23 protein-coding genes and 1 pseudogene are annotated in these 23,775 nt (G+C 72.5%); 15 read left to right on the plus strand and 9 right to left on the minus strand.

The features are described from left to right. Nucleotides 1-106 precede the first annotated feature (106 nt). Nucleotides 107-1,153, minus strand: coding sequence for a glucose 1-dehydrogenase (locus AB0B35_RS27040; RefSeq protein WP_361050114.1), 1,047 nt, complete (start codon nt 1,151-1,153; stop codon nt 107-109). A gap of 155 nt (nt 1,154-1,308) precedes the next feature. On the opposite strand from AB0B35_RS27040, the gene AB0B35_RS27045 reads away from it, so the two are divergent. The 9 genes and pseudogenes from AB0B35_RS27045 (at nt 1,309) to AB0B35_RS27085 (ending at nt 9,733) form a co-directional block, all read left to right on the plus strand. Beyond that, nucleotides 1,309-3,396: a prolyl oligopeptidase family serine peptidase gene (locus tag AB0B35_RS27045; protein WP_361050117.1), complete on the plus strand. Its 2,088-nt coding sequence runs from the start codon at nt 1,309-1,311 to the stop codon at nt 3,394-3,396. 41 nt (nt 3,397-3,437) lie between these two features. Further along, complete coding sequence (locus AB0B35_RS27050) at nt 3,438-4,382, plus strand: DUF4184 family protein (RefSeq protein ID WP_361050120.1); 945 nt, start codon at nt 3,438-3,440, stop codon at nt 4,380-4,382. 610 nt (nt 4,383-4,992) lie between these two features. After that, nucleotides 4,993-5,445 carry a hypothetical protein gene (locus tag AB0B35_RS27055; protein WP_360534539.1) on the plus strand — a complete coding sequence of 151 codons (453 nt, stop codon included), beginning with the start codon at nt 4,993-4,995 and terminating at the stop codon, nt 5,443-5,445. Between the two features lie 24 nt (nt 5,446-5,469). Continuing rightward, nucleotides 5,470-5,580 (plus strand): annotated as a pseudogene (locus tag AB0B35_RS27060) (GNAT family N-acetyltransferase); the annotation flags it as partial. A gap of 35 nt (nt 5,581-5,615) precedes the next feature. Further along, the gene (locus AB0B35_RS27065) at nt 5,616-6,434 is read left to right on the plus strand and encodes a metallophosphoesterase family protein (RefSeq protein ID WP_361050123.1); all 819 of its coding nucleotides are present in this window, start codon (nt 5,616-5,618) and stop codon (nt 6,432-6,434) included. 69 nt (nt 6,435-6,503) lie between these two features. After that, nucleotides 6,504-7,502: a hypothetical protein gene (locus AB0B35_RS27070; RefSeq protein ID WP_361050125.1), complete on the plus strand. Its 999-nt coding sequence runs from the start codon at nt 6,504-6,506 to the stop codon at nt 7,500-7,502. Between the two features lie 10 nt (nt 7,503-7,512). Beyond that, complete coding sequence (locus AB0B35_RS27075) at nt 7,513-8,292, plus strand: hypothetical protein (protein WP_361050128.1); 780 nt, start codon at nt 7,513-7,515, stop codon at nt 8,290-8,292. Nucleotides 8,293-8,315: 23 nt separating this feature from the next. After that, entirely contained in the window at nt 8,316-9,059 is a 744-nt protein-coding gene (locus AB0B35_RS27080; protein WP_361050131.1) for a Sir2 family NAD-dependent protein deacetylase, read from the plus strand. A 152-nt stretch (nt 9,060-9,211) separates the two neighbouring features. Then, entirely contained in the window at nt 9,212-9,733 is a 522-nt protein-coding gene (locus AB0B35_RS27085) for a 2'-5' RNA ligase family protein (RefSeq protein WP_361050133.1), read from the plus strand. Between the two features lie 90 nt (nt 9,734-9,823). Here the strand turns inward: AB0B35_RS27085 and AB0B35_RS27090 are convergent, their stop codons facing one another. Beyond that, complete coding sequence (locus AB0B35_RS27090) at nt 9,824-10,921, minus strand: sugar kinase (RefSeq protein WP_361050136.1); 1,098 nt, start codon at nt 10,919-10,921, stop codon at nt 9,824-9,826. Further along, nucleotides 10,911-11,594, minus strand: a complete 684-nt coding sequence (eda, locus tag AB0B35_RS27095; RefSeq protein ID WP_361050138.1) for a bifunctional 4-hydroxy-2-oxoglutarate aldolase/2-dehydro-3-deoxy-phosphogluconate aldolase — start codon at nt 11,592-11,594, stop codon at nt 10,911-10,913. Before eda ends, AB0B35_RS27090 begins: the two co-directional genes overlap by 11 nt. A 35-nt stretch (nt 11,595-11,629) precedes the next feature. Here eda and AB0B35_RS27100 point away from each other — a divergent pair, with 35 nt between their 5' ends. Further along, complete coding sequence (locus AB0B35_RS27100; RefSeq protein ID WP_361050141.1) at nt 11,630-12,400, plus strand: IclR family transcriptional regulator; 771 nt, start codon at nt 11,630-11,632, stop codon at nt 12,398-12,400. Nucleotides 12,401-12,444: 44 nt separating this feature from the next. Here AB0B35_RS27100 and AB0B35_RS27105 read toward each other — a convergent pair whose 3' ends face one another. After that, complete coding sequence (locus AB0B35_RS27105) at nt 12,445-12,843, minus strand: hypothetical protein (protein ID WP_361050144.1); 399 nt, start codon at nt 12,841-12,843, stop codon at nt 12,445-12,447. Nucleotides 12,844-12,967: 124 nt separating this feature from the next. Between AB0B35_RS27105 and AB0B35_RS27110 the strand changes: the two genes are divergently transcribed. Further along, nucleotides 12,968-13,372 (plus strand): YidB family protein, encoded by a 405-nt coding sequence (locus AB0B35_RS27110; RefSeq protein WP_361050147.1) that lies wholly within the window; start codon nt 12,968-12,970, stop codon nt 13,370-13,372. 67 nt (nt 13,373-13,439) lie between these two features. On the opposite strand, the gene AB0B35_RS27115 is transcribed toward AB0B35_RS27110, so the two are convergent. Beyond that, on the minus strand, nt 13,440-14,192 hold the full coding sequence (locus tag AB0B35_RS27115; protein ID WP_361050150.1) for a DUF2127 domain-containing protein: 753 nt from the start codon (nt 14,190-14,192) through the stop codon (nt 13,440-13,442). Nucleotides 14,193-14,427: 235 nt separating this feature from the next. On the opposite strand from AB0B35_RS27115, the gene AB0B35_RS27120 reads away from it, so the two are divergent. After that, on the plus strand, nt 14,428-15,330 hold the full coding sequence (locus AB0B35_RS27120) for a hypothetical protein (RefSeq protein WP_361050153.1): 903 nt from the start codon (nt 14,428-14,430) through the stop codon (nt 15,328-15,330). A 24-nt stretch (nt 15,331-15,354) separates the two neighbouring features. Here AB0B35_RS27120 and AB0B35_RS27125 read toward each other — a convergent pair whose 3' ends face one another. Together AB0B35_RS27125 and lysX are read right to left on the minus strand one after the other, a co-directional pair. Further along, on the minus strand, nt 15,355-16,230 hold the full coding sequence (locus AB0B35_RS27125) for a polysaccharide deacetylase family protein (RefSeq protein ID WP_361050155.1): 876 nt from the start codon (nt 16,228-16,230) through the stop codon (nt 15,355-15,357). 98 nt (nt 16,231-16,328) lie between these two features. Then, entirely contained in the window at nt 16,329-19,643 is a 3,315-nt protein-coding gene (gene lysX / locus AB0B35_RS27130) for a bifunctional lysylphosphatidylglycerol synthetase/lysine--tRNA ligase LysX (RefSeq protein WP_361050158.1), read from the minus strand. 116 nt (nt 19,644-19,759) lie between these two features. On the opposite strand from lysX, the gene AB0B35_RS27135 reads away from it, so the two are divergent. Together AB0B35_RS27135 and AB0B35_RS27140 are read left to right on the plus strand one after the other, a co-directional pair. After that, a complete protein-coding gene (locus tag AB0B35_RS27135; protein ID WP_361050160.1) occupies nt 19,760-20,542 on the plus strand; it encodes a hypothetical protein in 783 nt (260 codons plus the stop codon). A gap of 11 nt (nt 20,543-20,553) precedes the next feature. Further along, on the plus strand, nt 20,554-21,432 hold the full coding sequence (locus AB0B35_RS27140; protein ID WP_361050163.1) for an NUDIX domain-containing protein: 879 nt from the start codon (nt 20,554-20,556) through the stop codon (nt 21,430-21,432). Nucleotides 21,433-21,453: 21 nt separating this feature from the next. Here AB0B35_RS27140 and AB0B35_RS27145 read toward each other — a convergent pair whose 3' ends face one another. Beyond that, nucleotides 21,454-21,903 carry a hypothetical protein gene (locus AB0B35_RS27145; RefSeq protein WP_361050166.1) on the minus strand — a complete coding sequence of 150 codons (450 nt, stop codon included), beginning with the start codon at nt 21,901-21,903 and terminating at the stop codon, nt 21,454-21,456. Nucleotides 21,904-21,962: 59 nt separating this feature from the next. Between AB0B35_RS27145 and AB0B35_RS27150 the strand changes: the two genes are divergently transcribed. Further along, complete coding sequence (locus tag AB0B35_RS27150; RefSeq protein ID WP_361050169.1) at nt 21,963-22,511, plus strand: NUDIX hydrolase; 549 nt, start codon at nt 21,963-21,965, stop codon at nt 22,509-22,511. 9 nt (nt 22,512-22,520) lie between these two features. Here AB0B35_RS27150 and dnaN read toward each other — a convergent pair whose 3' ends face one another. Continuing rightward, nucleotides 22,521-23,648: a DNA polymerase III subunit beta gene (gene dnaN, locus AB0B35_RS27155; protein WP_361050172.1), complete on the minus strand. Its 1,128-nt coding sequence runs from the start codon at nt 23,646-23,648 to the stop codon at nt 22,521-22,523. Nucleotides 23,649-23,775 lie beyond the last annotated feature (127 nt).

Here is a 23,775-nt window from a genome sequence, read left to right on the forward strand (position 1 = left end):
GGCCGGCGCGGATCTCGAACACTGCAACCCCTGAAATGATCAGGTGTTGCAACGACGCCTAGAACCCAAGGCGATGGGAAGGTGCCCTTCCTTCGCTCGGGGCGGGTCAGGCGGCGAAGTCGAGGACGACCTTGATGTCGTCGGGTTGGTTTTCGAGGGCGGTGGCGTAGTCGGCGGCGGGCACGCGGCGGGTGATCAGGGCCGAGAGCCAGTCGGGGTCGGCGGACCGCAGGGCGTGGGCGGCCTCCTGCCAGTGGCGCAGGTTCGCGTTGACGGAGCCGAAGACGACGTTGTTCTCCAGGACCATGTCGCGGTTGAGGCCGCCGAGGTCGAGCGACAGTTTGCGGCCGCCGCTGGAGACGCCGGTGAGGCACACCGTGCCGTTCGGGCCGACCTGGTCGATGACCTGTGCGATGACCGGCGGCGCGCCGGTGCACTCCAGGACCAGGTCGGGTTCGAAGTCCAGGTCGCAGACCTGGCCGGTGTGGTAGGTCGCGCCGAGGCCGGCGACCAGGTCGGGTTTGGGGCCGTCGGTGGAGCGGTCGAGCACGTGCACCTCCAGGTCGCGCTGGCGGCCCATCAGCGCGGCCAGCAGGCCGATCGGGCCGGCGCCGGTGACCAGCACGGTCCTCGGTTCGTATCGGGCGCGCAGGCCGATGCGCTCGATGTGCTCCCAGGCCTTGGCGACCACGCTGGTCGGCTCCAGCAGCATGCCGACCTCCAGCAGCGCGGCGTCCAGGCCGACGGCGAAGTCGGGCTCGACGCGCCAGCGCTCCCGGGCGAAGCCGTGCCGCTCCTTGATGCCGCACTCCACGTACCGGCCGTTGCGGCACATGTCCCACTCGCCGACCAGGCAGTTGACGCAGGGCACCGGGTCGGGCCGGCGCACGATGCCGGCCACGAGGTCGCCGGGCTGCCAGCGGCCGGAGTCGTCGGAGATGACCCTGCCCAGCGACTCGTGCCCGATCACCAGCCGGTTGTCCGGTCCGGGAGCGGTGCCGTACTCCGCCGCGATGATCTCGCGGTCGGTGCCGCACACGCCCACCGCGAGCGCCTGCACCAGCACCTGCCCCTCAGACTCGTCCGGTTCGGGCAGGTCGTCGACGTACCGAGCCGAGTCCGGGCGTCCCGCCTCGACGATCAAACCTCGCATAGCCGTCACCCTAGGCTCGTCGCTGTCGCTGCGGCAGGCATTCGCCCGCCGACCCGGCCGTGTCCCCGATGCCCGGCTTGCCGGGTGTATCGGCCAGCGGCAGATGCCACCGCTCGCACGTGCGACAACACCCCGCGTAGTGCATCCTTTACGGCATGTCCACGGACCGCGCCCCCTTCGCCTACCCGCCCGCCGCCCGGCTGAACCTCGTGGAGCAGATCCACGGCCACCGGATCGCCGACCCCTACCGCTGGCTGGAGGACCCCGCCGACCCGGACACCGCGGCCTGGTCACAGGCGCAGGACGAGCTGCTGGCCGAGCACCGGTCCGGCTGGCCCGAGCGTGCGGCGCTGCGCGACCGGCTGGCGCAGCTGCTGGCCGTCGGCGCGGTGACGGCCCCCGTCTGGTACGGCGAGCGCGGCTTCTTCCAGCGGCGCGCCGCCGCGCAGGACCACGCGGTGCTGCTGGTCATCGAACCGGACGGCGCCGAGCGGGTGCTGCTCGACCCGAACACCGCCGACCCGACCGGCGCGACGACGCTGGACTGGTACTACCCCTCGCCGGAGGGCACGCTGCTGGCGTACGCGATGTCGGTGGGCGGCACCGAGGAGCCGCTGCTGCGGGTGCTGGACGTGGCCACCGGCGAGGTCGTGGACGGGCCGATCGACCGGATGCGGCACACCGCCATCGCCTGGCTGCCCGGCGGCGAGGCGTTCTACTACTCTCGCTTCCTCGCCCCCGGCGCGGTCGAGGGCGACGACCCGAAGCTGCACCGCCGCGTATACCTGCACCGGCTCGGCACCGACCCGGACACCGACCCGCTGATCCTCGGCGACGGCTCGCCCCGCGGCCGCTACTTCATGCCGCGCGTGTCCCGGGACGGCCGCTGGCTCACCATCAGCGAGACCCAGGGCACCGACCCGCGCAACGACCTGTGGCTGGCCGACCTGTCGGCGAGCCCGCCGGACGCGCCCGCGCTGCGCGCCGTGCAGCAGGGCGTCGACGCGATGACCCACGCGCACTTCCACGACGGCCAGGTCTACCTGCAGACCAACCGCGACGCGCCCCGGTGGCGGCTGTGCGTGGCCGACCCGGCCGACCTCGCGTACCCGAACTGGCGTGAGCTGATCGCCGAGGACCCCGGGGCGGTGCTGGAGGACTACGAGATCCTCGACGGCCCCGCGCTGCAGACGCCGGTGCTGCTGGTGGCGACGACCCGGCACGCGCTCAGCGAGCTCACCGTGCACGAGCTGCACACCGGCGAGGAGGTCGCCAAGGTGGCGCTGCCCGGGGTGGGCAGCCTCGGCCCGCTCACGTCCCGCCGCGACGGCGGCCACGAGGCCTGGTTCAGCTACGGCGACCACACCACGCCCGGCACCGTGCACCGCTTCGACGCCCGGGACAACACGGTCGGCCTGTGGGCCCGCCCGCCGGGCGCGGCCGCGGTCGGCGACGTGGTCACCGAGCAGGTCACCTACACCTCCGCCGACGGCACCGACGTGCGCATGTTCGTGGTCGCGCCCGGCGCGCCCGCCACCGGCCCGCGGCCCACGCTGCTGTACGGCTACGGCGGCTTCAACATCTCGCTGACCCCCTGGTACTCGCCGATGGCCATCGCCTGGGCGGAGGCCGGCGGGGTGTGGGCGGTGGCGAACCTGCGCGGCGGCGGCGAGGAGGGCGAGCAGTGGCACCGCGACGGCATGCTCGCCCACAAGCAGAACGTCTTCGACGACTTCCACGCCGCCGCGGACTGGCTGGTCGCCTCGGGCACCACCACGCCGGGGCAGCTGGCGGTCATGGGCGGCTCCAACGGCGGCCTGCTCGTCGGGGCGGCGCTGACCCAGCGGCCGCAGGCGTACGCCGCGGTGGTCTGCTCCGCTCCGTTGCTGGACATGGTCCGCTACGAGCTGTTCGGCCTCGGCTCGACCTGGGCCGGGGAGTACGGCACCGCCGACGACCCGGAGCAGCTCGGCTGGCTGCTGTCGTACTCGCCGTACCACCACGTGCACGAGGACACGCAATATCCGGCCGTGCTGTTCACCGTGTTCGACGGCGACAGCCGGGTGGACCCGCTGCACGCCCGCAAGCTCGCGGCCGCGCTGCAGCACGCCACGACGAGCGGACGGCCGGTGCTGCTGCGCCGGGAGGGCGACGTCGGGCACGGCAACCGGTCGGTGTCGCGCACCCTGGACCTGTGCGCGGACGAGCTGGCGTTCCTCACGGCGTACACCCGCCGGCCCTGACGGCCGGCCGCGGGACGGCGGGCGATCTCTACGATCGGATCATGCCGCTGACGCTGCCGACCCATCCCGTCGCCGTCGTCCCGCTCAAGCTGTGGCGTCCCCGCTGGTTCGACGGTGTCGCGCTGGTGATCGGCACGGTCGCGCCCGACCTCGCCTTCGCCGCCGACGGTTACGGCGTGACGATCCACAGCCACGCGTGGCACGCGCCCCTGTGGTGGGCGCTGCCGCTGGCCGTCGTCGGCACCCGTTTGGTCCGGTGGGCCGCGCCGGCGATCGCCGCACACCTGCCCGCCGGCCGACCTCTGGCCCTGCGCGACTACGGCGCGCTGGGCCTGGCACGGCACCACTGGCCGGTCACCGCGACCTCGGCGCTCATCGGTGCGCTCTGCCACATCGGCTGGGACGCGCTGACCCATCCGACCGTCGACGGCGGCCGTGTCCTCCTCCCGTTCCTGCATCGCCAGGCGTGGCCGGGCATGCCGTGGTGGGAGCTGCTGTCCATCGGCTCCAACCTGGCCGGTTTCGCGGCCGCCACGGCGCTGATGCTCCACATCGGCCGGGCCCGCCTGCTGCGGCGCTGGTACGGGCCGGCACCGGTGGCGGACGCACCACGGCTGGTCCTGTTCTGGTCCGTGGCGGCCGTCGTGTTCGCGCTCGGCCTGGGCTCGCTGCCGTTTCACCCGGTGCGGCTCGTGGGCGATCAGGCCGTGCGGGTGCTGCTGTTCGCGGCGTCGGCGCTGCTCGCGGGTGCCGCAGCGGTACAGGCGCGCGCCGCCGTCCGGCCGCGCGGACCTTCGGGACGACCTGCGTCGCCGGCGGGGCAACAGTCAGCGCTGACGCCGGGGATCCACGGCCAGGATCATGCACTCCCAGGTTTCGTCCCGGCGGCCGATGGAGTCGAACGGCGAGCCGGGGCCGTCCCACTGGCTGAGCAGCGCCGGACCGCCGTGCCGCCGGATGTGCTCGTGCCGCGAGACCTGGCCTGAGCACCAGGCCAGGTCGTCGCCGGCGGCGTACAGAGCGCGCGATGTGCCCGACCAGAACAGCGTGGACCCGTGCTCCGCCACGGCGAGCATCGGTCGGTCCCAGCTCCGCTCGACGACGGGCTCCCGCGGCGACGGGACGCTCACCAGGGCGGACCGGCCGGAGCGGGTGCCACCCCCGAGCCGGGCGCGCAGGGCGGTCCAGTGCGCCGGCCGCAGTCCCACGTCGCCACGCATGATCAGCAGGTCGGCGAGGCCCTGTTCCTGGGACCACATCTCGGCGTACTCGTCGCGCGGGTTGCGCCGCAGCGGCACGTACACGGCGGAGTGCGGGCTCACCGCGGCGAACCGGAACAGCGCGCCGAGCCGCCACAGGTCCGCGCGGGACGCCGTCAGCGCGCCCGTGTGCTGCCAGAGCAGGAGGGTCTGGTGGGTGTCGCGCAGCGGCGGGTCCGGCACCACGACCCGGCGCAGCCCGGTCCGGCCCGGCAACGCGTGCACGCGTACCCGCAATGCCGTCCGCCGACGCCGCATCTGTCCCCCGTCGTGCCGCCGCGCACCCCCGGCGCTCGCAGCGCCCCCATGGTATTGCCGGGCCGTGCTAGAAAATGCCGTGCCCACCACCCCTGAGACACACCTGCAGCTCGCGCTCATGGCCTCGCGCCGGGTGCGGCAGTACCAGTCGGCCGCCAACGGCATCGCCGCGCTCGGCTTCGGCGGCACCGTGCTGCTGTGCGCGGCGGCGGCCACCGTCACGCAGCCCTTCCCGGGCGAATTCGTCCTGGCCGACCGGCTGGCCATCCTGATGTTCCTGGCCTCGGTGCTGAGCGCGCTGAGCGCCATCGGCGTCAACCACGCCCGAGCGTGGACGCGGTTCTACCACGCCGAATCGGAGGGATGGCTCGACCAGGTGGTCCCGGCCGAGGAACGTGCGGCCGTCCACCGGCGGTTCCTCGCCGGCAACCCCGCCCCGACCGCGCTGAGCGTCGTCTGGACCGCGACGCTCGCAGTGATGTCACTGGCCGCCGGCCTCGCCGGCCTCATCTTCGTCCCCTGGCCGGCCTAGGCGGCCGCACGCCACACGACGGCGGTGGAGAGAATCCAGGCAGGTGACCTCTACCGGTACGTGGTGCACCCGGACCGCCGCCGCCAGGGCATCGGGCGGGCCCTGCTCGACGCCGCCGAGCAGCGTTTCGCGGCGCGGCAGCATGGCCGTCCCGTGTTTAGGATCATGGGATGCGCCCACCCCTCGACCGCATCGCCCTCATCTCCGACGTGCACGGCAACCTCACCGCACTGGAGGCCGTGCTCGACGACATCGACGCCCGTGGCATCACGCGCATCTTCAACCTCGGTGACTACGTCGGCAAGGGACCGCGCGGGCGCGAGGTCATCGAGATCTGCCGTACGCGGTGCGAGGTCAACATCCTCGGCAACTGGGACGACTTCCTGCCCGATCCCGACCGGGCCTACGACAGCCCGGCGCTGGCCTGGTGGCTGGCGCAGCTCGCCCCGGGGCAGGGTGACTGGCTGCGGGCGCTGCCGTTCAGCCACGACTTCCTGATGAGCGGGCGGCGGGTGCGCCTGTACCACGCGTCGTCGGACTCGGTGCACCACCGCGTGCGGTTCGACCACGACGAGGCGGAGTTCCTGTCGATGTTCGCCAACACCCCGGCGACCGGCGACGGACCCGAGCCCACGGTCGTCGGGTACGGCGACACCCACGACCCGTACTACGAGGTCGACCGTGCCCGGCGCACCCTGTTCAACACCGGCAGCGTCGGCAACGCCATGGACGACCCCACTCCGGTGTACGTGATCCTGGAGGGGTCGTACGGGTCCGATGCCGAGGCGCCGTTCTCCATCCAGTTCGTCCGGGTGCCCTACGACGTGCAGGCCGAACTCGCGGTGGCCCGGGAGACGGGCATGCCCGAGTACGCCGGCTACGAGTCGGAGATCCTGCACGGGGTCTACCGCGGCGAGATGAACGCACCCGGCGGGCCCGGCTACCACCGCCGCCCGCGGGAAGCCGCCCCGCCGGCGAGCGCCGGCTGAGCCGTCGGCGCACTCCCCGGCCGGAAAAGTCCACGCCGCGCAGTCTGCCCGGTCGCTACTGTCGTGCCCGTGACCAGCTTTCCTGCCGCAGCGCGCCGGGTACGGACCACGGAGCTCGACCTGTTGCAGCGGATGCACATGCTGCGCGAATGCGTCGTCAAGTTCCCGCCGTACGGCTTCCGCGCGACCTGGCACCACCTGCTGGTCAGCGCCGCCATGCCGCAGCGGCTCGGGGACGACCCGGAGGCACTGGTCCGCGCTGTGGACGAACTGTCCGAGGCGCGTGCCCTCTGGACCGCCGAGCAGTCGGCGTACTCCGCCCGGCGCCTCGCGGAGAAAGCGGACGGGCGGCGCGCGGCGCGCAAGGCCGACGCCTGGCACACGTGGGGCAGGTACCGGCTCGCCTACTGCCCGGATCCCGAACTGCACCCGACAGACCGGCTGCCGGTGGTCGTCGCGCGCCTCATCACCGCCTACCGCTCCGGCGAGGACTGGTCCGACACGTGCCCGCTCTGCGGGTCGCGCTTCGAGCAGCAGCCCTGCCGCCGGTGCGGCATCGAACCATGCGGCCCGCCGAACTTCCCGGTCCGCGAGTCGGAGGTCGAGGCGGCGCACCGGTTCCGGCAGATCTGGCGGCGCACCGGCGTCGGCGGGCCCGGCGGCGGGATCGTGGACTTCGCGGGCGGCCGGCTGGCCGCGCTGCGCCTGGGGCGGCGGCTGGTCACCGAGGTCACCGCGTCGGCACCGGGTCGCCGCGCGTTCGTCGACATCACCCCCGACCTCACCGAGCACGACGAGTCCGCCCGCCGCCGCGGCTGGGAATGCCGCAACAGGTACCGGTCGTTCCGGATCACGCACTGGGAGTACGACGAGCGGTTGCTGTCCACCGACGATTACGACGTGGGCGCCGTACTCGTCCGGAAGGCCGCCGCCGCCGACGAGACGGCGCTGGTCGCCTTGCTGGCCGACTGGGACCTGCGACCGGGCCGGTTCGACCACGCCGGGAACACCGCCGACCCGTGCCGACCGGCGCTGCCGCGGACCCGCGACGACCCGCCGGCGGGCTAGCCTGTGCGGCGTGCACATCCTCGACGACCCGGCGGTGAGCCGACCGCTGCGGCAGTTGCTCTCCCGGGCGGACCGGAGGGACCCGACGCCCGAGGAGGTGATCCGCGCGCAGGCGCGGGCCGTCGACACGGCCGGTCGGGTGAGCAGGCCCCCGGCGGAGGTCGTCGAAGCGATGGTCGGGTTCGAGCACCGTTTCGGGGGCATCGCCTACAGGCTCATCGTCGGCAACGCCATATCGTACGGACTGAACGGCAGACCGACAGCCCGCGCCGCCGAGCAAGGCTGGGCGTTCAAAGGAATCGTGGACGGGGACCTGACCTGGGGTCTCGATGTGCTGGCCGACGGCCGTGTCGCCGTCGACTTCGGCGAGACCGTCCCTTACCGGGTCCTCTGCCGCAGTGTCGAGCAACGTCTCGAGAACGACGCGTTGCTGGCGGAGCTGCGTCATCGGCCCCACCGCAGCTTCGAGTTCAGGGTCCCGAACGACGTCGTGCCGCCGATCACCGGAATCGGGCTACCGCCGGTGTGCACGGAAGCCTGCGGCCCGGGACTGCTCTGGTGGGTCGGCGACGAGCTGGCCTTCTTCGCGGAACTGGGCAGCTGGATCCACGAGGGCATGGATCGGTGGAATCTGTGGGCGTTCGCCCTGCGCGCCACCGAGGTCCCCGATGCGCGGGAGGTGCCTGCCTTCGGCACGCTCCAGCCCGCCGAGTCCGACTGGTGCTACCTGTGCGGTGAGCCGTCGGCGGCTGGGCGGCCGTGCGCGCCCGCTTCTGGCGAATTGATTTGAGCGCCTTTGAAATCATGGACGTCATGACCGAGCGCAAGCCGATGATCGCGGTTCTGACCGGGGCGGGCATCTCCACCGATTCCGGGATCCCGGACTTTCGCGGACCCCAGGGCGTGTGGACCCGGGATCCGGCCGCCGAGAAGATGTTCACCTACGAGTACTACATGTCCGACCCCGCCGTGCGCCGCGCCTCGTGGCGGGCCCGGGCCGACAACGCGGCGTGGACCGCTCAGCCCAACCCCGCGCATCTCGCCCTGGTCGAGCTGGAGCGGGCGGGCTTCCCGGTGCGCATCATCACGCAGAACATCGACGGCCTGCACCAGAAGGCGGGCTCGACCCCGCGCAAGGTGCTGGAGCTGCACGGCACCATGTTCACGGTGCGCTGCATGGGCTGCGGCGAGCACGGCACCATGCGCGACGCCCTGGACCGGGTCGAGGCCGGCGACCCGGACCCGGCCTGCCTGTCCTGCGGCGGCATCCTCAAGGCCGGCACGGTCATGTTCGGCGAGAACCTGGACGGCGAGAGCCTCGCCCAGGCCGGCGCGATCGCCAAGGCCTGCCGCGTCTTCTGGGCGGTCGGCACCTCACTGATGGTCCAGCCCGCCGCTTCCCTCTGTGCCATCGCCATGACCGAGGGCGCCAAGACCACCATCGTCAACGCCCAGCCCACCCCCTACGACCCCGTCGCCGACGAGGTGATCCGCGACCCGATCGGCGAAGCTCTCCCCCGCATGGTCGCGGCCCTCATCGCCGCCCACCCGTCCTGACCATCACGACGATCTTGCCGCGAACTGTTGGGCAGATGCCCGTTGCGGGCGTGTCGCATCCACGGTCCACGCAAGATCGTCGTGATCCAGGGGGCGGTGGGTCGGGGATACTCGGTCGTCGGGGGACGATCATGGCGGTACTGTGTCCGACCATGGCCGCTGCCCTGGAGCTGTATCTCGATCCCGTTGCCACCGCGCGGCTGCGTACCCTCTGGAACGCCCTGGAGGCCGAGGGGGTGCCCACCCTGCGCGACCTCACCCATCGCAAGCACCGGCCGCACCTGTCCATCACCAGCGCGGACGCGCTCGACGGGCCCGCGGTCGAGGCGGCGCTGCGAGGGCTGGCGATCGCACCGCCGATCCGGCTCACGTTCGACCACATCGGGCAGTTCCTGGGCCGCGTGCTCTGGCTCGGGCCGGTGCCGACCGCCGAGTTGCTGGCCCACCACGCGGCGGTGCACGAGCGGCTGACCGCGGCGGGCATCGAGACCGGATCGTTCTACCAGCCCGGGGCGTGGGTGCCGCACTGCACGCTGTCCATGCGCGTGCCGCTGGTGAAGATGACCGACGCCATCCGCCTCTGCCTGGACATGCTGCCGCTGGAGGCCACCATCACGGGCGCGGCCGTCGCCGACCACGCCCGCGACCTGTACCACCCGCTCCCCGCCGCCTGAACGAAGGAAGGGCACCTTCACATCGCTATGCGATGCAGAAGGTGCCCTTCCTATCATTTCGGTGTCTTGACCTGCGGATATCCGGGCGGGTCAGCGCTGGACGCGGGCGCCGGCGCCGGCCATCAGTGCTTCGACCTCGGCGCGGGTCGCCATCGAGGTGTCGCCGGGGGTGGTCATCGCGAGCGCGCCGTGGGCGGCGCCGTACTCGACCGCGCGGCCCAGGTCGCCGGTGGTGAGCAGGCCGAAGATCAGGCCGCTGGCGAAGCTGTCGCCGCCGCCGACCCGGTCCATGATCTCCAGGCCGGGGCGGTGCGTGGCGTGCGTGAAGCCGTCGCGGCTCCAGGCGACCGCGCCCCAGTCGTTGACCGTCGCGCTGCGTACGGTACGCAGCGTCGTGGCGACCACCTTGAAGTTGTCGTACTCCTGCACGACCTGGCCGATCATCTTCTCGAAGTTCTCGGCTTCCAGGTCGGACAGGTCCTCGGACGTGCCGGGCACCTCGAAGCCCAGGCTGGCGGTGAAGTCCTCCTCGTTGCCGATCATCACGTCGACGTAGCGGGCCAGCCGCCGGTTGACCTCCTGCGCCCGCGCCTTGCCGCCGATCGCCTTCCACAGGCTGGGGCGGTAGTTGAGGTCGTACGAGATGACGGTGCCGTGCCGGCGGGCGGCCGCCATCGCCGCCTCGATCACGTCGGGCGTGGTGTCGGACAGCGCCGCGTAGATGCCGCCGGTGTGGAACCAGCGCACGCCCAGCGTGCCGAACAGGTGCTCCCAGTCCACGTCCTCGGGTCGCAACTGCCCGGCGGCGGTGTGGCCCCGGTCGGAGACCCCGACCGCGCCGCGTACGCCGAAGCCGCGCTCGGTGAAGTTGAGTCCGTTGCGCACGGTGCGGCCGATGCCGTCGTACGGCAGCCACTTCACCAGCGAGGTGTCCACGCCGCCGGTGAGGATCATGTCCTCCAGCAGCCGGCCCACCTCGTTGTCGGCGAAAGCGCTGACCAATGCGGTACGCATGCCGAAGCACCGGCGCAGCCCGCGCGCGACGTTGTATTCACCGCCGCCCTCCCAGGCGCGGAACGAGCGCGCGGTGCGCACCCGGCCCTCGCCCGGGTCCAGCCGCAGCATCACCTCGCCGAGCGAGACCAGGTCGTAGCGGCAGTCCTCAGCCGGGCGGACGTCAACGGGCATCGGAGCCTCCTTCGGGCTCAGCCGGGCGGGTCACCGCGACGGCCGCGGCGGTGCGCCTGGTGATCTCGGCGTAGTCCCCGGCGGCCAGCAGATCCGCGGCGACCATCCAGGTGCCGCCGACGGCGAGCACCGCCGGCACGGCCAGGTAGGCGGCCAGGTTCGCGGTGGTCACCCCGCCGGTGGGCACGAAGCGCACCCCGGGGAACGGCGCGGACAGCGCCTTGACCATCGCAGCGCCGCCGAGCTGCTCGGCCGGGAAGAACTTCACCGCCTCCAGGCCCGCCTCCAGGGCCATCTGGATCTCGGTCGGGGTGACCACGCCCGGGAACACCGGCACGCCGAGGTCCTGGCAGCGGCGGACCACCGCGGCGCTGAAACCGGGGCAGACCACGTAGCGGGCGCCGGCCTCGACGGCCCGTTCGGCCTGCTCGGGGTTCAGCACGGTGCCCGCGCCGACCAGCAGGTCCGACGAGGCCGCGAGCCGCTTGATCGCCTCCAGCGCGGCGGGGGTGCGCAGGGTGACCTCGATGGAGCGGAGCCCGCCCGCGGTGATCGCGGCGGCCAGCGGTTCGGCGGCGGAGGCGTCGGGGAGGATGACCACCGGCAGCAGCCGGTCACCGGCGAGCAGCCGGACGATGTCAGATGAACGTTCATGTTGGTGAACAGCAGTCACGTATGTGACCATAGTGGCGGACGAAGGGATTGGCAATGAACCAGCAGGGGGCCGACCGCCCGCCGGTGAAGTCCGCCGACCGCACCCTCGAACTGCTGGAGGCGCTCGCCTCGGGCGGCCCGCGCGGGCTGGTCGAGCTGTCCCGTGACCTGGACATCCCCAAGAGCAGCCTGCACGGCCTGCTGCGCACGATGGCCCAGCGCGGCTGGGTGGAGGCCGATGCCACGGGCACCCGCTTCGGGCTCGGCGTACGCGCCTTGCAGGTCGGTGCGTCATATCTGGACAGCGACGACTCGGTCGGGCTGGTCAACGCCACCCTGGACGCCCTGTCGGCCCGCTTCGGCGAGACCGTGCACCTTGGCCGACTCGACGGGCCGAACGTCGTTTACATAGCGAAACGTGAGTCGGCGCATCCGCTGCGGCTGTTCAGCGCAATCGGTCGCCGGCTGCCCGCCCACGCCACCGCCCTGGGCAAGGCACTGCTGGCCGCGCGGGCCGACGACGAGGTCGACCGGCTGCTCGACTGGCCCCTGGCCGCGCTCACCCCGCACACCATCACCACGCCCGAGGCCCTGCACGCCGAGCTGGCGCGGGTGCGCGAGGCCGGCCACGCCGAGGACCGCGAGGAGAACACCGAGGGCATCATGTGCCTGGCCGTAGCCGTGCCGCTGCGTACGCCCGCCGCCGACGCGATCAGCATCTCCGTCCCGCTGGCCCGCCTGCGCGACACCACGGTCACCGAGATCGTCGCCGACCTCCACCGCCACGCCACCCAACTCCGCGCCGCCGCCCACCTGCTCCCCTGAGCGGCCCGATGATCAACGGGCGATCTTGGACGACCGGCGGCCGGTCAGGCGCCGAGGGCGGATTTGACCTTGGCGATGGCGGCGGTCTCGGTGTCCTTGACGCCGCCGGAGGCGTTGGCGACCTGGTCGCAGGCGGCGGTGATGACCGAGCGGAACTCGGTCAGGTCCTGCGGTGACTTGGCCTGCAGGATGCCCGTCGACTGCTGCAGGGCGGTGAGCACACCGGACTCCAGCTCGGCCGGCGAGCCCTTGGGGATCTCGGGCAGGCCGCCGGACTTGAACACGCTCTGCAGCTCGGGCGACGCGCCGGCGAGCGCTTTGGCGCCCGCGATGCTCTCCTTGAAACTCGCGAAGAAGCCGGGGTCGGCATGGGATACCAGGAAGACCGCCCCGAAGGCCGCGGTGCGCAGGGTCTGGCGTTCTCCATCGGTGTATTCCGTCATGCGGCACATTCTGGACGAACGCCGCCAGTGCCTGGAGGATTTCGCCGCTTTTGCCTCAGCCGTTCGGCCGACCCCCTAGGGTCGAGGAAGAGTGTCCAAGCACCGAGTACGGGGGTAACGGGAAATGGCAGTCGACCTCAACCAGATCATGAAGCTGATGAGCGACCCGCAGATCCAGAGCCTGCTCAAGGGCCTGTTCAGCCAGATGTCCGGCGGCGGTGGTGGCGGTGGCGGTCAGGCGAACCTCAGCGGTCTGGTGGATCAGCTGAGCAGGTCGGGCCTAGGCCCCCAGGTGCAGTCCTGGATCGGCACCGGCAAGAACGAGACCGTCACCGGCGCACAGCTGCAGCAGGCGCTCGGCGGCGGCACGCTTGAGCACGTGGCCCAGGAAGCAGGCACCACGCCGCGCCAGGCCGCCGACGACCTCGCCAAGGTGCTGCCCGAGATCGTCAACCAGGCGACCCCGCAGGGCCAGCTGCCCGACCCGCAGCAGCTCCAGCAGATGATGGGCAAACTCTTCGGCCAGTGACCCGGCCGAACCACCCGCACCAGCGCCCGCCCGGCCCCGCCGGGCGGGCGCTCCGCGTCCGGGCAGGTCAGGGGGCGGTGGCGGCGCGGGCCAGTTGGAGGAGGCTGGCGTGGTGGCGTTCGGCGTCGTACGCGGCGCGGCCGCCGTGCACGCCGAACAGGCGCTTGCGGTAGACGAGGAAGACCACGGCGCCGATGTTGATCACCAGGGCGGTGACCCGGACCCAGGTGACGCGCTCGACCAGCTCGTACACCTCCAGCGGGATGAAGATCGCAGTCGCCACCGCCGTCAGGTACTCGCCCCAGCGGCGCAGCAACCACAGCCCGGTCGCCTCGGTGAGCTGGAGCAGCCCGTAGCAGGCGAGTGCGGCGGCGATCAGGGCGAGCGTCTGCGGCCGGGTCGCCAGGGCGGTGCGCACGAGGTGCACCAGCGGCGAGTCGGCGAGGTTCCAGTGCAGCCGGTCGGCCAGCGGCTGGAGCAGGGGCAGGTCCTGGTCGAACTCGGCCTGCACGGCGGGCTGCTCACCGCGGAAGCGCCAGACCGCGTACGCCCCCAGGAGCAGCAGCACCCCGCGGACCAGGCGCTCGACCGCCAGCGCCCGCAGCACCACGGCGTCACGCAGCAGCTGGCCGCGCAGCGGCACGGGCGCCTCGTCGGCCGGCCCGGCGGCACGCGGCGGTCCCGGCACGTAGTTCCCGCAGCGCAGGCAGCGCCAGGCCGGCCCTTCCACGGTCGGCGCGCACAGGTGACCGCGCAGTTCCGGCTCGTCCGGGGAGTACGTGAGGTGGTGCCGGGCGCAGGCCAGCAGGTTCCAGTCCATAGCGCTCCCGCCTGAGTACCACTCACAGGTTATCCGTTTTCGGCCCGTTTCAGGCCGATTGGCCAGGCACCTCAGCCGCACGAAATGTCCGTATTACCATCGGCCGAAAGTACTACATCAACAATCTACGAAAGCATGGACTAGGGGCGTGACCTGCGCCTTTTCAGCGCTCAGCAGTGGCCCCGGCCACTGTTTGCGGGTGGGCAGCGGCCGATCGCCTTCATAAGCTCGGCGAATGCGTGGCAACGGAGCACACGAGCAGCGCGGAGTCGGCCGTCACCGAGCGGCTACCCGCCAGAATCCCCTGTCCAGTCCCCTCAAGTCCCTCGCGGAGGCGATCAGCCGGCTCAAGTCGGCCGACTCGCGCAAGCTGATGGCAGTGACCGGCCTCGTCGGCGCCCTGGGCGCCGCCACGGTCGGCGGAGTGGCGGCCAGCGCCGGCGCACCCGACAACCAGGTCACCCTGCAGAGCGCGAGCCGGGCCGAGGCGGCGCAGGCCGCGACGCGGTCGCTGGACCGCGCCGCGATCAGCGCGGTCACGCCCGTCGAGGCGGCGGCCCCGAAGGCCGCCCCGCAGGCGCAGCCGAAGGCCGCAGCCCCCAAGGCAGCGCCCAAGGCCGCCCCGAAGGCGGCGCCGAAGGTGGCCCCCAAGGCCAAGCCCAAGGCCGCGGCGAAGCCGAAGGCCGCCCCCCAGCCCGTCCTGCGCCCCGTCGCCGGGCTGGACATGACCCAGATGCGCAACGCCCAGGCGATCGTGCAGGCCGGTCAGCAGCTTGGCCTGCCCAAGCGCGCCTACGTGGCGGCCATCGCCTGCGCGATGCAGGAGAGCCAGCTGTACAACCTGGCCAGCACCGTCTACGCGGAGTCGTACAACTACACCAACCAGGGTGAGGGCTCCGACCACGACTCGGTCGGCCTGTTCCAGCAGCGCCCGACCTCCGGCTGGGGCACCGTGCGCGACCTGATGCAGCCCAAGTACGCGGCGACCCAGTTCTACAAGGCGCTGGACAACGTCCAGGGCTGGCAGGACATGCCGCTGACCCTGGCCATCCAGGAGGTCCAGGTCTCGGCCTTCCCGTACCACTACGCCAAGCACGAGACCCGTGCCCAGCAGGTCGTCGACGCACTGACCCGATGAACCGCACGCCACCGCGGCGGTGAGTCACTGCCCCGGTCGTCCGAACCAATCGGTTCCGGACGGCCGGGGCTCTTCCATGCCCGGCGGCAGCGGTGCCAGGTGGAACCGCGTGATCAGGTTCGCCAGGATGGTGCGCAGCGCCGACAGCGTGCGGGCGCGGTCGCCGCCGCCGTCGTGCAGCAGCACGATCGCGCCCGGGGCGGCCTGCGAGGTGACGTCCGCCGCGATGCGGTGCGACGGCCCGAGCTGCCAGTCGTTCGGATCGACCCGCCAGTGCAGCGCGGTCATGCCCAGCCGCCGCGCGGCGGCCACCACGACCGGCGACCAGTTCCCGCCCGGCTGGCGGTAGTAGGAGACGCGCGCCGACGGCGCGGCGCTGGTGAGCGCCTCGTTGGCGCGGCGCATGTCGGCGAGCACCGTCTGCTCGTCGCGCAGGCCGAGCCATACGTCGTGGCTCCAGCTGTGGTTGCACAGGGTGTGCCCGTCCGCCACGACATCCCGTACCAGCTGGGGGTTCTTCGCGGCCTTGGCGCCGATCATGCAGAAGGTGGCCCGCACGCCGTAGTCGCGCAGCAGGGCCAGCACCTGCGGCGTCCACACCTCGTCCGGGCCGTCGTCGAAGGTCAGCGCGATCTCGGGGGTGCCGGTGGTCAGCCGGCTGCCGAACGGGCCGCCCTTCTCGGCGGGCAGCGGCGGGCGGTCGGGCCCGGTGATCGGCTGGGGCCGGGGCGGCAGCGGCGGCAGTGCCAGCCGGGCGTGCGGACCGACCCGGTCGCGCGAGGTCTTCGGCAGGTCCGACCGGTCCCCGAGCCCGGTGCGCGAGCGGCTGCCGGCCAGGTGCCCGAGAAGGAATCCGCCGACCAGGATCACGACGGTCAGCACCAGCGCGGTGATGATCACGCGCCGTCGGTTCCCGGGTGCCGATCCGGCGCGCATGGGCCCTCCTGCGACCTATTTATCGGCATAATACCAAAATGCCCAAATAGGTGGTATGGCCTTCAGCGCGCTCCGCGCACCAGCGGGAACGGCAGGGTCTCCCGGATGGACCGCCCGGTGAGCAGCATGACCAGCCGGTCGACGCCGATGCCGAGTCCGCCCGTGGGCGGCATGGCGTACTCCAGGGCCTGCAGGAAGTCCTCGTCCAGCTCCATCGCCTCAGGGTCGCCGCCCGCGGCCAGCAGCGACTGCTCGGTGAGCCGGCGGCGCTGCTCGATCGGGTCGGTCAGCTCGGAGTACGCGGTGCCCAGCTCGGTGCCGAAGGCGACCAGGTCCCAGCGTTCGGCCAGCCGCGCGTCGACGCGGCTCTGCCGGGTCAGCGGCGACACCTCGGTCGGGAAGTCCTTGTAGAACGTCGGCAGGACGGTCTTCTCCTCGACCAGCCGCTCGTACATCTCCAGCACCACCGCGCCGCGGCCCCACTTCGGGTCGTACGGGATCTTCGCGGCGTCGCAGAGTTTACGCAGCTTCTCCACATCGGTGTCGGCGGTGATCTCCTCACCGAGCGCGGACGACACCGCCTCGTCGACGGTCCGCACGGCCCAGTCCCCCGACACGTCGTGCGCCTGCCCGTCGTGCATGATCACGCACTCGCCGTTGGCGGCCCGCGCCGCGGACTGCACCACTTCCCTGGTCAGCGTGAGCATCGAGTCGTAGTCGGCATAGGCCTGGTACGCCTCCAGCATCGAGAACTCGGGGTTGTGCTTGTAGTCCACGCCCTCGTTGCGGAAGGTGCGACCCAGCTCGAACACCTTCTCCACACCGCCCACGGCCAGCCGCTTCAGGTACAGCTCGGGCGCGATGCGCAGGTAGAGGCGCAGGTCGTAGGCGTTGATGTGGGTGGTGAACGGGCGGGCGTTGGCGCCGCCGTGGATGCGCTGCAGGATCGGCGTCTCGACCTCGATGAAGCCCCGGTCGCTGAACGACTGTCGCAGGCTGTGCACCGCCGCGCTGCGCGCCTTCAGCAGCTCCCGCGCGGTGCTGCTGGTGATCAGGTCCAGGTAGCGCTGGCGGACCTTGGCCTCCGGGTCGGACAGGCCGCTGTGCTTGTCCGGCAGCGGGCGCAGGCACTTTCCGGTGATCTCCCAGGCGTCCACGTGCACCGACAGCTCGCCGCGCTTGGTGGTCACGACCTCACCGGTGACGCCGACGTGGTCGCCGATGTCGATCGCCTCGGTCCACGCCGCGACGTCCCGGTCGATCATCAGCTGCAGGTCGCCGTCCCAGTCGCGGATGGTCGCGAAGGCGATGTGGCCGTGGTCGCGCAGCAGCATCACCCGGCCGGCCACGGACTCCCGGTCGCCGGTGCGGGTGTCGGCGGGCGTCTGCGGATGGCGTTCACGGATCTGCCCGCAGGTCGCGGTCGGATGGAAGCCCACCGGGTACGGGTCGACGCCGGCAGCGCGCAGCCGTTCGAGCTTGGCCAGGCGTACCGCCATCTGCTCGTTGACGCTCTCGTCGTGCGCCGCACCGGCCAGCGCCGCCGGTTCCACGGGCGCGGGCAGGCCCGCGAGGACCGGGGCCGAGGTCGCATCCAGCGCCGCGACCGGCGTGCCCGGCACGGTCAGGAAGCCCTCGGCGATCGCCGAGGCCAGGCCGACCTTGGCCAGGTCGCGCCGCTCGCCGAAGCACAGGAAACGCGGCACCCACTCCGGCTGGTACTTGATGTTCGAGCGGTACAGCTGCTCCAGCTGCCACCACTTGGAGAAGAACATCAGCACCCGCCGCCACAGCCGCAGGATCGGCCCGGCGCCGATGCGCCCGCCCTCCTCGAACACCGCCCGGAACACCGCGAAGTTCAGCGAGACCCGCTCCACGCCCAGCTTCGGCGCGGCGGTCATGAGCGCGGTGACCATGAACTCCATGACGCCGTTCTCGGCCTCGTGGTCGCGGCGCATCAGGTCCAGCGACAGGCCGCGGCGGCCCCACGGGCTGAACGACAGCATCGAGCGCACGATGCCGTCGCGGTCGCGGGCCTCGACCAGCACGCACTGCCCGTCGTTGGGGTCGCCGAGGCGGCCCAGCGCCATGGAGAAGCCGCGCTCGCTGTCGGTGTCGCGCCACCGGGTGGCCAGCTCCGCGATCTCCTTCATCTCCTCGGGCGGGATCTCGGCATGCCGGCGCACCGTCGAGGTGTACCCGGCCCGCTCGACCCGGTTCACGGCCTGGCGCACCTGGCGCATCTCCCGGCCGTCCAGCGAGTACCGGTCGGTCAGCAGGATCGCCTCGTCACCCAGCTCCAGGACCTTCAGACCCGCCTTGTGGTACGCGGTCGCGCCCTCCTCGCTGGCGCCCATGGCCGCCGGGGTCCAGGCGTAGCTGCGGGCCTCCTCCAGCCACGCGCCGATGGCCGCGCCCCAGGCCTCCGGGTCGCCGATCGGGTCGCCGCTGGCCAGGCTCACCCCGTTGACCGGGCGGTAGGTGACGGCGGCCTTGCCGCTCGGGGAGAAGGTCACCAGCTTGTCCCGCCGGGTGGCGAAGTAGCCCAGCGAGTCGCGCTCGCCGTAGTGGTCGAGCAGGCCGCGCACCTTGACCTCGTCGGCGGGCTCCAGCACCGCGTTGACCTGCTGCGAGCGCAGCAGCGTGAACAACGCCGCGAACACCGCGATCGCGCCGAACAGGCCGAGGAGGAAGTTGACCCAACCGGGCGCGGCGCCGTCGCGGGTCACGTCGAACTCGAACGCGCCGCCGAGCACCTTCTCCGCCGCGTACGCCAGCTGCTCGCCGGCGTCCGAGCCGAGCGTGCCGGGGAACGCGGCGACCAGGCTGTAGCCCAGGCCGATGCCGACCGCGGCGACACCCGCGAAGACCGCGAGGGCCTTCCACACCGCGCCCTTGCGGATCCGGGCGTAGAACTGGTCGCGGGCCAGGAACAGGATGATCAGCGCGGCGACGCCGACGAGCACCGCGATGCTGGTGGCCGCCCGGCCCCAGCCGCTGAACAGCGGCACTCCGGCATCGTCGACCAGCTCGCCCTCGGGCACCAGCGTGATCACACCGAGCGCGAGCACGCTCGATCCGACGTCGATGAACAAGTAGACGATCATGGTCCACCAGGCGATCTTCTTGCGCCGGGCGGTGGCGGCGGCGAGCACCGCCATGAAGGCCGCGTATGCGAGGTTCGCCGGGACGGGGATCAGGACGTCGTCGAGGACGCGCCGCAGCGGCTGGGTGCTGTGCCCGATCGCGCCGCCGATCGCGGCCAGCGCGCTGATCAGGGCGATGACGGCGATGAAGGTGGCGAAGACGCGGGGCACCTTCTCCCGCCAGTTCCGTCCGTTCGCGCGGGTCGCCGCGCCTGCAGCAGGTGGAGCCACGTGCCACCTCGTCTCGTCGGCGAAGTCTCCGGGGCGTCAACACGAACATAAGGCACTCACTAGACTTAACGCAGCAAATACGATGAAAGCTCGGGTATGGGGGCGGGGGTGGGACGGTGTCCGACTGGTTCCACCGCACGGTCGTGGAGACCGGCCGGCTGCCGCTGTTCTGCTTCTTCGCCGGGGTGATCTTCGGGTTCGTGTTCATCCGGTTCTCGGTCCGCATGATCCGAGCCCAGGTGAAGTGGTGGCCCGGCAACGTCACCCCCGGCGGCGGGCTGCACATCCACCACGTCGTCTTCGGCGTCGTGTTCATGCTGGTGGCGGGCGTCGCCGCGCTGGTCGTGCCGGACGAGTACGTGCTCTGGCGCTCGGTCCTCGCCGCGCTGTTCGGCATCGGCTCGGCCCTGGTGCTCGACGAGTTCGCGCTGATCCTGCACCTGGAGGACGTGTACTGGTCGGAGAAGGGCCGCACCTCGATCGACGCCGTGTTCGTGGCGGTCGCGGTGACCGGGCTGCTCGTGCTCGGCGTACGCCCGGCAGGGATCGACCGGCTGATCCTGGCCGCCGCCGCGGCCGGCGGTTTCGGCTGGGCCATCGCCGGGGCGATCGCCTCCACCCACCTGGGCCTGGTGTTGCTCACCCTGGTCAAGGGCAAGATCTGGACGGGACTGATCGGCCTGTTCATCCCGGTGCTGCTGATCGTCGGCGCGATCCGGCTGGCCCGCCCGCACTCCCCCTGGGCCCGCTGGCGTTACATGCGGCCGACCCCGCAGGCCGAAGCGAAGCTGGCCCGGTCCACCTGGCGCGAGACGCAGCTGCGCGGGCCCGCGATCAAGGCGAAGATCTGGTTCCAGGAACTGCTGGCCGGACACCACGACGCTCCCCCACAACGGTGAGGCAGGCCGATATGGTGCAACCACCGTCGTCAGTGGAGGAGCAGCCGAAGGTGCGCCGTGCTCACGTCATCGCCGCCTGGGCGGTCTGCACCCTGCTGGGCGGCCTGCTGCTGGCCGTGCCCGACGACGGCCCACGCCTGATCTCGTTCAGCGACGCGCACGGCCCCGGCCTGCTCGACACGGTCGGCGCGGTGCTGGCGATCGCCGGGTCGGCGCTGGCCTGGTGGTGGATCTGGCGCGACCGCCGCCGGCTGGCCGCCGCACCGCTGTGGTGGCAGATCACCGCACCGATCGCGGGCGGGCTCGGCCTCGGCCTGGTCGTCGCGTCGGTGTTCGGCGACTTCGCGCTGTGGTGGGCGGTCGGCGCGGTGCTGGTCACGCTGGTGCAGGTCGGGCTGTTCGTCTCGGTCAGCGGCATCGGCGCGCACCGGCCCACCCGGCTGCGGGTCACCGGATACGTCACCCGGGGCGCGAACGACGCTCTGGAACTGCTGGTCTTCGAGTATCCGAGCACCCCCGGCACGCACCTGCCCGGCGGCGGCGTGGAACGGGGCGAGTTGCTCAACGACGCGATGGTCCGGGAGACGTACGAGGAGACCGGGGTGTCCGGCCCGCTGTCCGTGCTCAGCGTGGTGGGTGTGCAGAGCGGCCGGTTCGCCGACACCCGGCGGCCATACCTGAACGTCTACTTCCACCTGCGCGCCGACGACGACCGCGGCCAGTGGCGGCACACCGTCATCGGCGATCCCGGCGTCTGGGACACCGGCCTCGTCGTCACCTGCCGCTTCATCCCCCTGGCCAAGGCCCGCGAGCTGCTGCGCGACACCGGCAACACCCAGCATGCCTTCCTCGACCTGCTCGCCGTCCCGGCGGCCAACCCGCTGTCCTGACAGGCGCGCCGCGCCGGTCGGTCACCACCAGCTCGCGATCCACAGGACCAGCAGCGCCAATCCGGCGGCCCACCCGGCCCACAACCCCCTGCGCCAGCCTGCCCCGCCGTACCCGGCACCCCAGGCGACCAGCGCCAGCAGCACCGCCTCGCCGCTCAGCAGGAGGCAGACCGACGAGTAGAACACCGCGAACCTGCCACCGGCTTCAAGGTCGCCATCGGCCTCGGCCACCACGACCCTCACGGCGGCCAGGACCACCCCGACAACCGCAGCGTGCCCCAGCATGCCCGACAGCACCGCGCCCGCCGTCCGGCGCACTCCGGTCGGGGCCGGCACGGCCGTGGTCCCGTCGGTCGATGCGGGTGCGGTCGGGGTGGGCGCGCCCGTCCCCCCGGTCGGTGCGGCGGGTTCCGTCGGGGCCGGCACGGCAGACGTCCCGCCGGTCGGCGCGGGTTCGGTCGGAGTCGGCACCGGGCGACTGTACTCGAGGGAAGATCGTCGGGCGGACGGGGTGCGCTACCATCCGGGCCGTGGCGTCCCCTCATGACCGTTTTCCGTTGCTGTTCGCCCCGCAGCGCTGGGAGTGGGCCGGCGTGGACTGCCGGTTCTCCACCACGCCGCCCGAGGACGGGCTCGTCACCAACGTGCACGTCGTCGGCTTCGACGGGGACCGCGTCGTGCTCTGCCGGGATGACCGCGACGTGTGGTTCCTGCCCGGCGGCACCCGCGAGCCCGACGAGAGCGTCGCCGCGTGCGCGGCCCGCGAGCTGCGCGAGGAGGCCGGAGCGGTGCTGCGCGGCCCGCTGCACGTCATCGGCGCGCACCATGCCGTGTCCGACCTGCCCGCGCCGTACCGGTCGCACCAGCCGCACCCGGAGAAGGCCTGGCTGTGGTGCTTCGCCGAGGTCGGCATCGAGGGCGAGCCCGACAACCCCGACGACGGCGAGACCGTCCTGGAGGTACGCGCGCACCCGCTCGCAGAGGCGCTGCGCCTGCTGCTCACCGACGGCTCCTGGTATCCCGAGCTGGTCACCCTCGCCGCCGAACAACGCGCCGCGGGCACCGCACCACCCTGGTGACACAACGGGTCAGGGGCGGTCGGTGGGTTCTGCCGGGCGGAGGGGGACGACGAGGTAGCGGAGGTCGACGCCGGGATCGGGGGACGCCGTGGTGAAGGCGGTGGGGCGCAGCGCGGACTGGATCTCCAGGCGCGCTTGGCGGCCCGCGAACGGGCGCAGCGCGTCGAGCAGGTAGCGGGCCTGGTATTGCCGGGTCAGCCGGTCGCCCAGCAGGTCGGCCTTGAGCGCCTCGGACGACTCCCCGGCCAGCGGGTCGCTGCCCCGCACGGTCAGCTCGCCGTCACCGAGTTCGAGGGTGACCGCGCCGCGCGGCCCGGCGTAGTGCGCCGCGCGCGCCACTGCCGCGGCCAGCTCGTCGGCGTCCACCCGCACCGTCGCCTCGGCCTGCGTGGCCAGGAGCTGGTCGAGTTGCCGGTCGGGGAAGGCCACCGCCAGCGAGGCCGTGCCGACCGTCCAGCCGGGCCAGGACAGCGCGAACCGGCCGTCGTCGGCGTGCAGGCCCACCTCGGCCGCTCGGCCCGCCTGGCGGCCCAGCTCGGCCACCAGCGCGGCCGGGATCAGCACGTCCAGCTCCGCGCCGGGCTCGGGCCGCCAGGCCGGGCGCGCCGCGGCGAGCCGGAAGCGGTCCGTGGCCAGCAGCGAGACCACCGCGCCCGCCGAGCGCATTCGCACGGCGGTGAACAGCGGCAGCGCGTCCTCACGGGAGGCCGCGCCGGCGACCGCGGCCGCGGCCCGCCAGTCCGCTCCCGCGAGCACACCCCGCTGCGCGGGCGCCTGCGGCGGACGCGGGAAGGTGTCGAGGTCGAGCGTGGGCAGCGCGAAACGGGCCCGCTCGGTGCGCACCGCCAGCCGGGATCCCTCGGTGCACAGGCGCAGCTGCGCGGCGTCGAGCGTGGCCACGGCGTCGGCCAGCGCGCGCCGCGACACCACGACCTCGCCGTCGGTGTGCGCCGTGGCGGCCACCCGCACCCTGGCCCACGCCTCGCCGTCGGAGGCCGCCAGCGCCAGCCCTTCGGCGTCAGCGCGCAGCAGCACTCCCGCCAGCGCCGGCTGGTGCGCCCGCACCGGCAGCAGCCGCAACAACTGCGCCGCCGCCTCGGCCAGCGGCCCCGCCCCCACAGTCACGTCCAACGCCATGCCCCGCACGCTAACCACCGCGTACGACATCGCCCGCCCCGCCGGCACCGCAACGCCCAAGATCGCTCGACTTGCCAGGCAGGTGGGCATATCCGCGCTCAAGATACGCACGATTGCCTGGCAAGTC

This window comes from Catellatospora sp. NPDC049133 (genome assembly GCF_040648455.1).
GTDB lineage: Bacteria > Actinomycetota > Actinomycetes > Mycobacteriales > Micromonosporaceae > Catellatospora > Catellatospora aurea.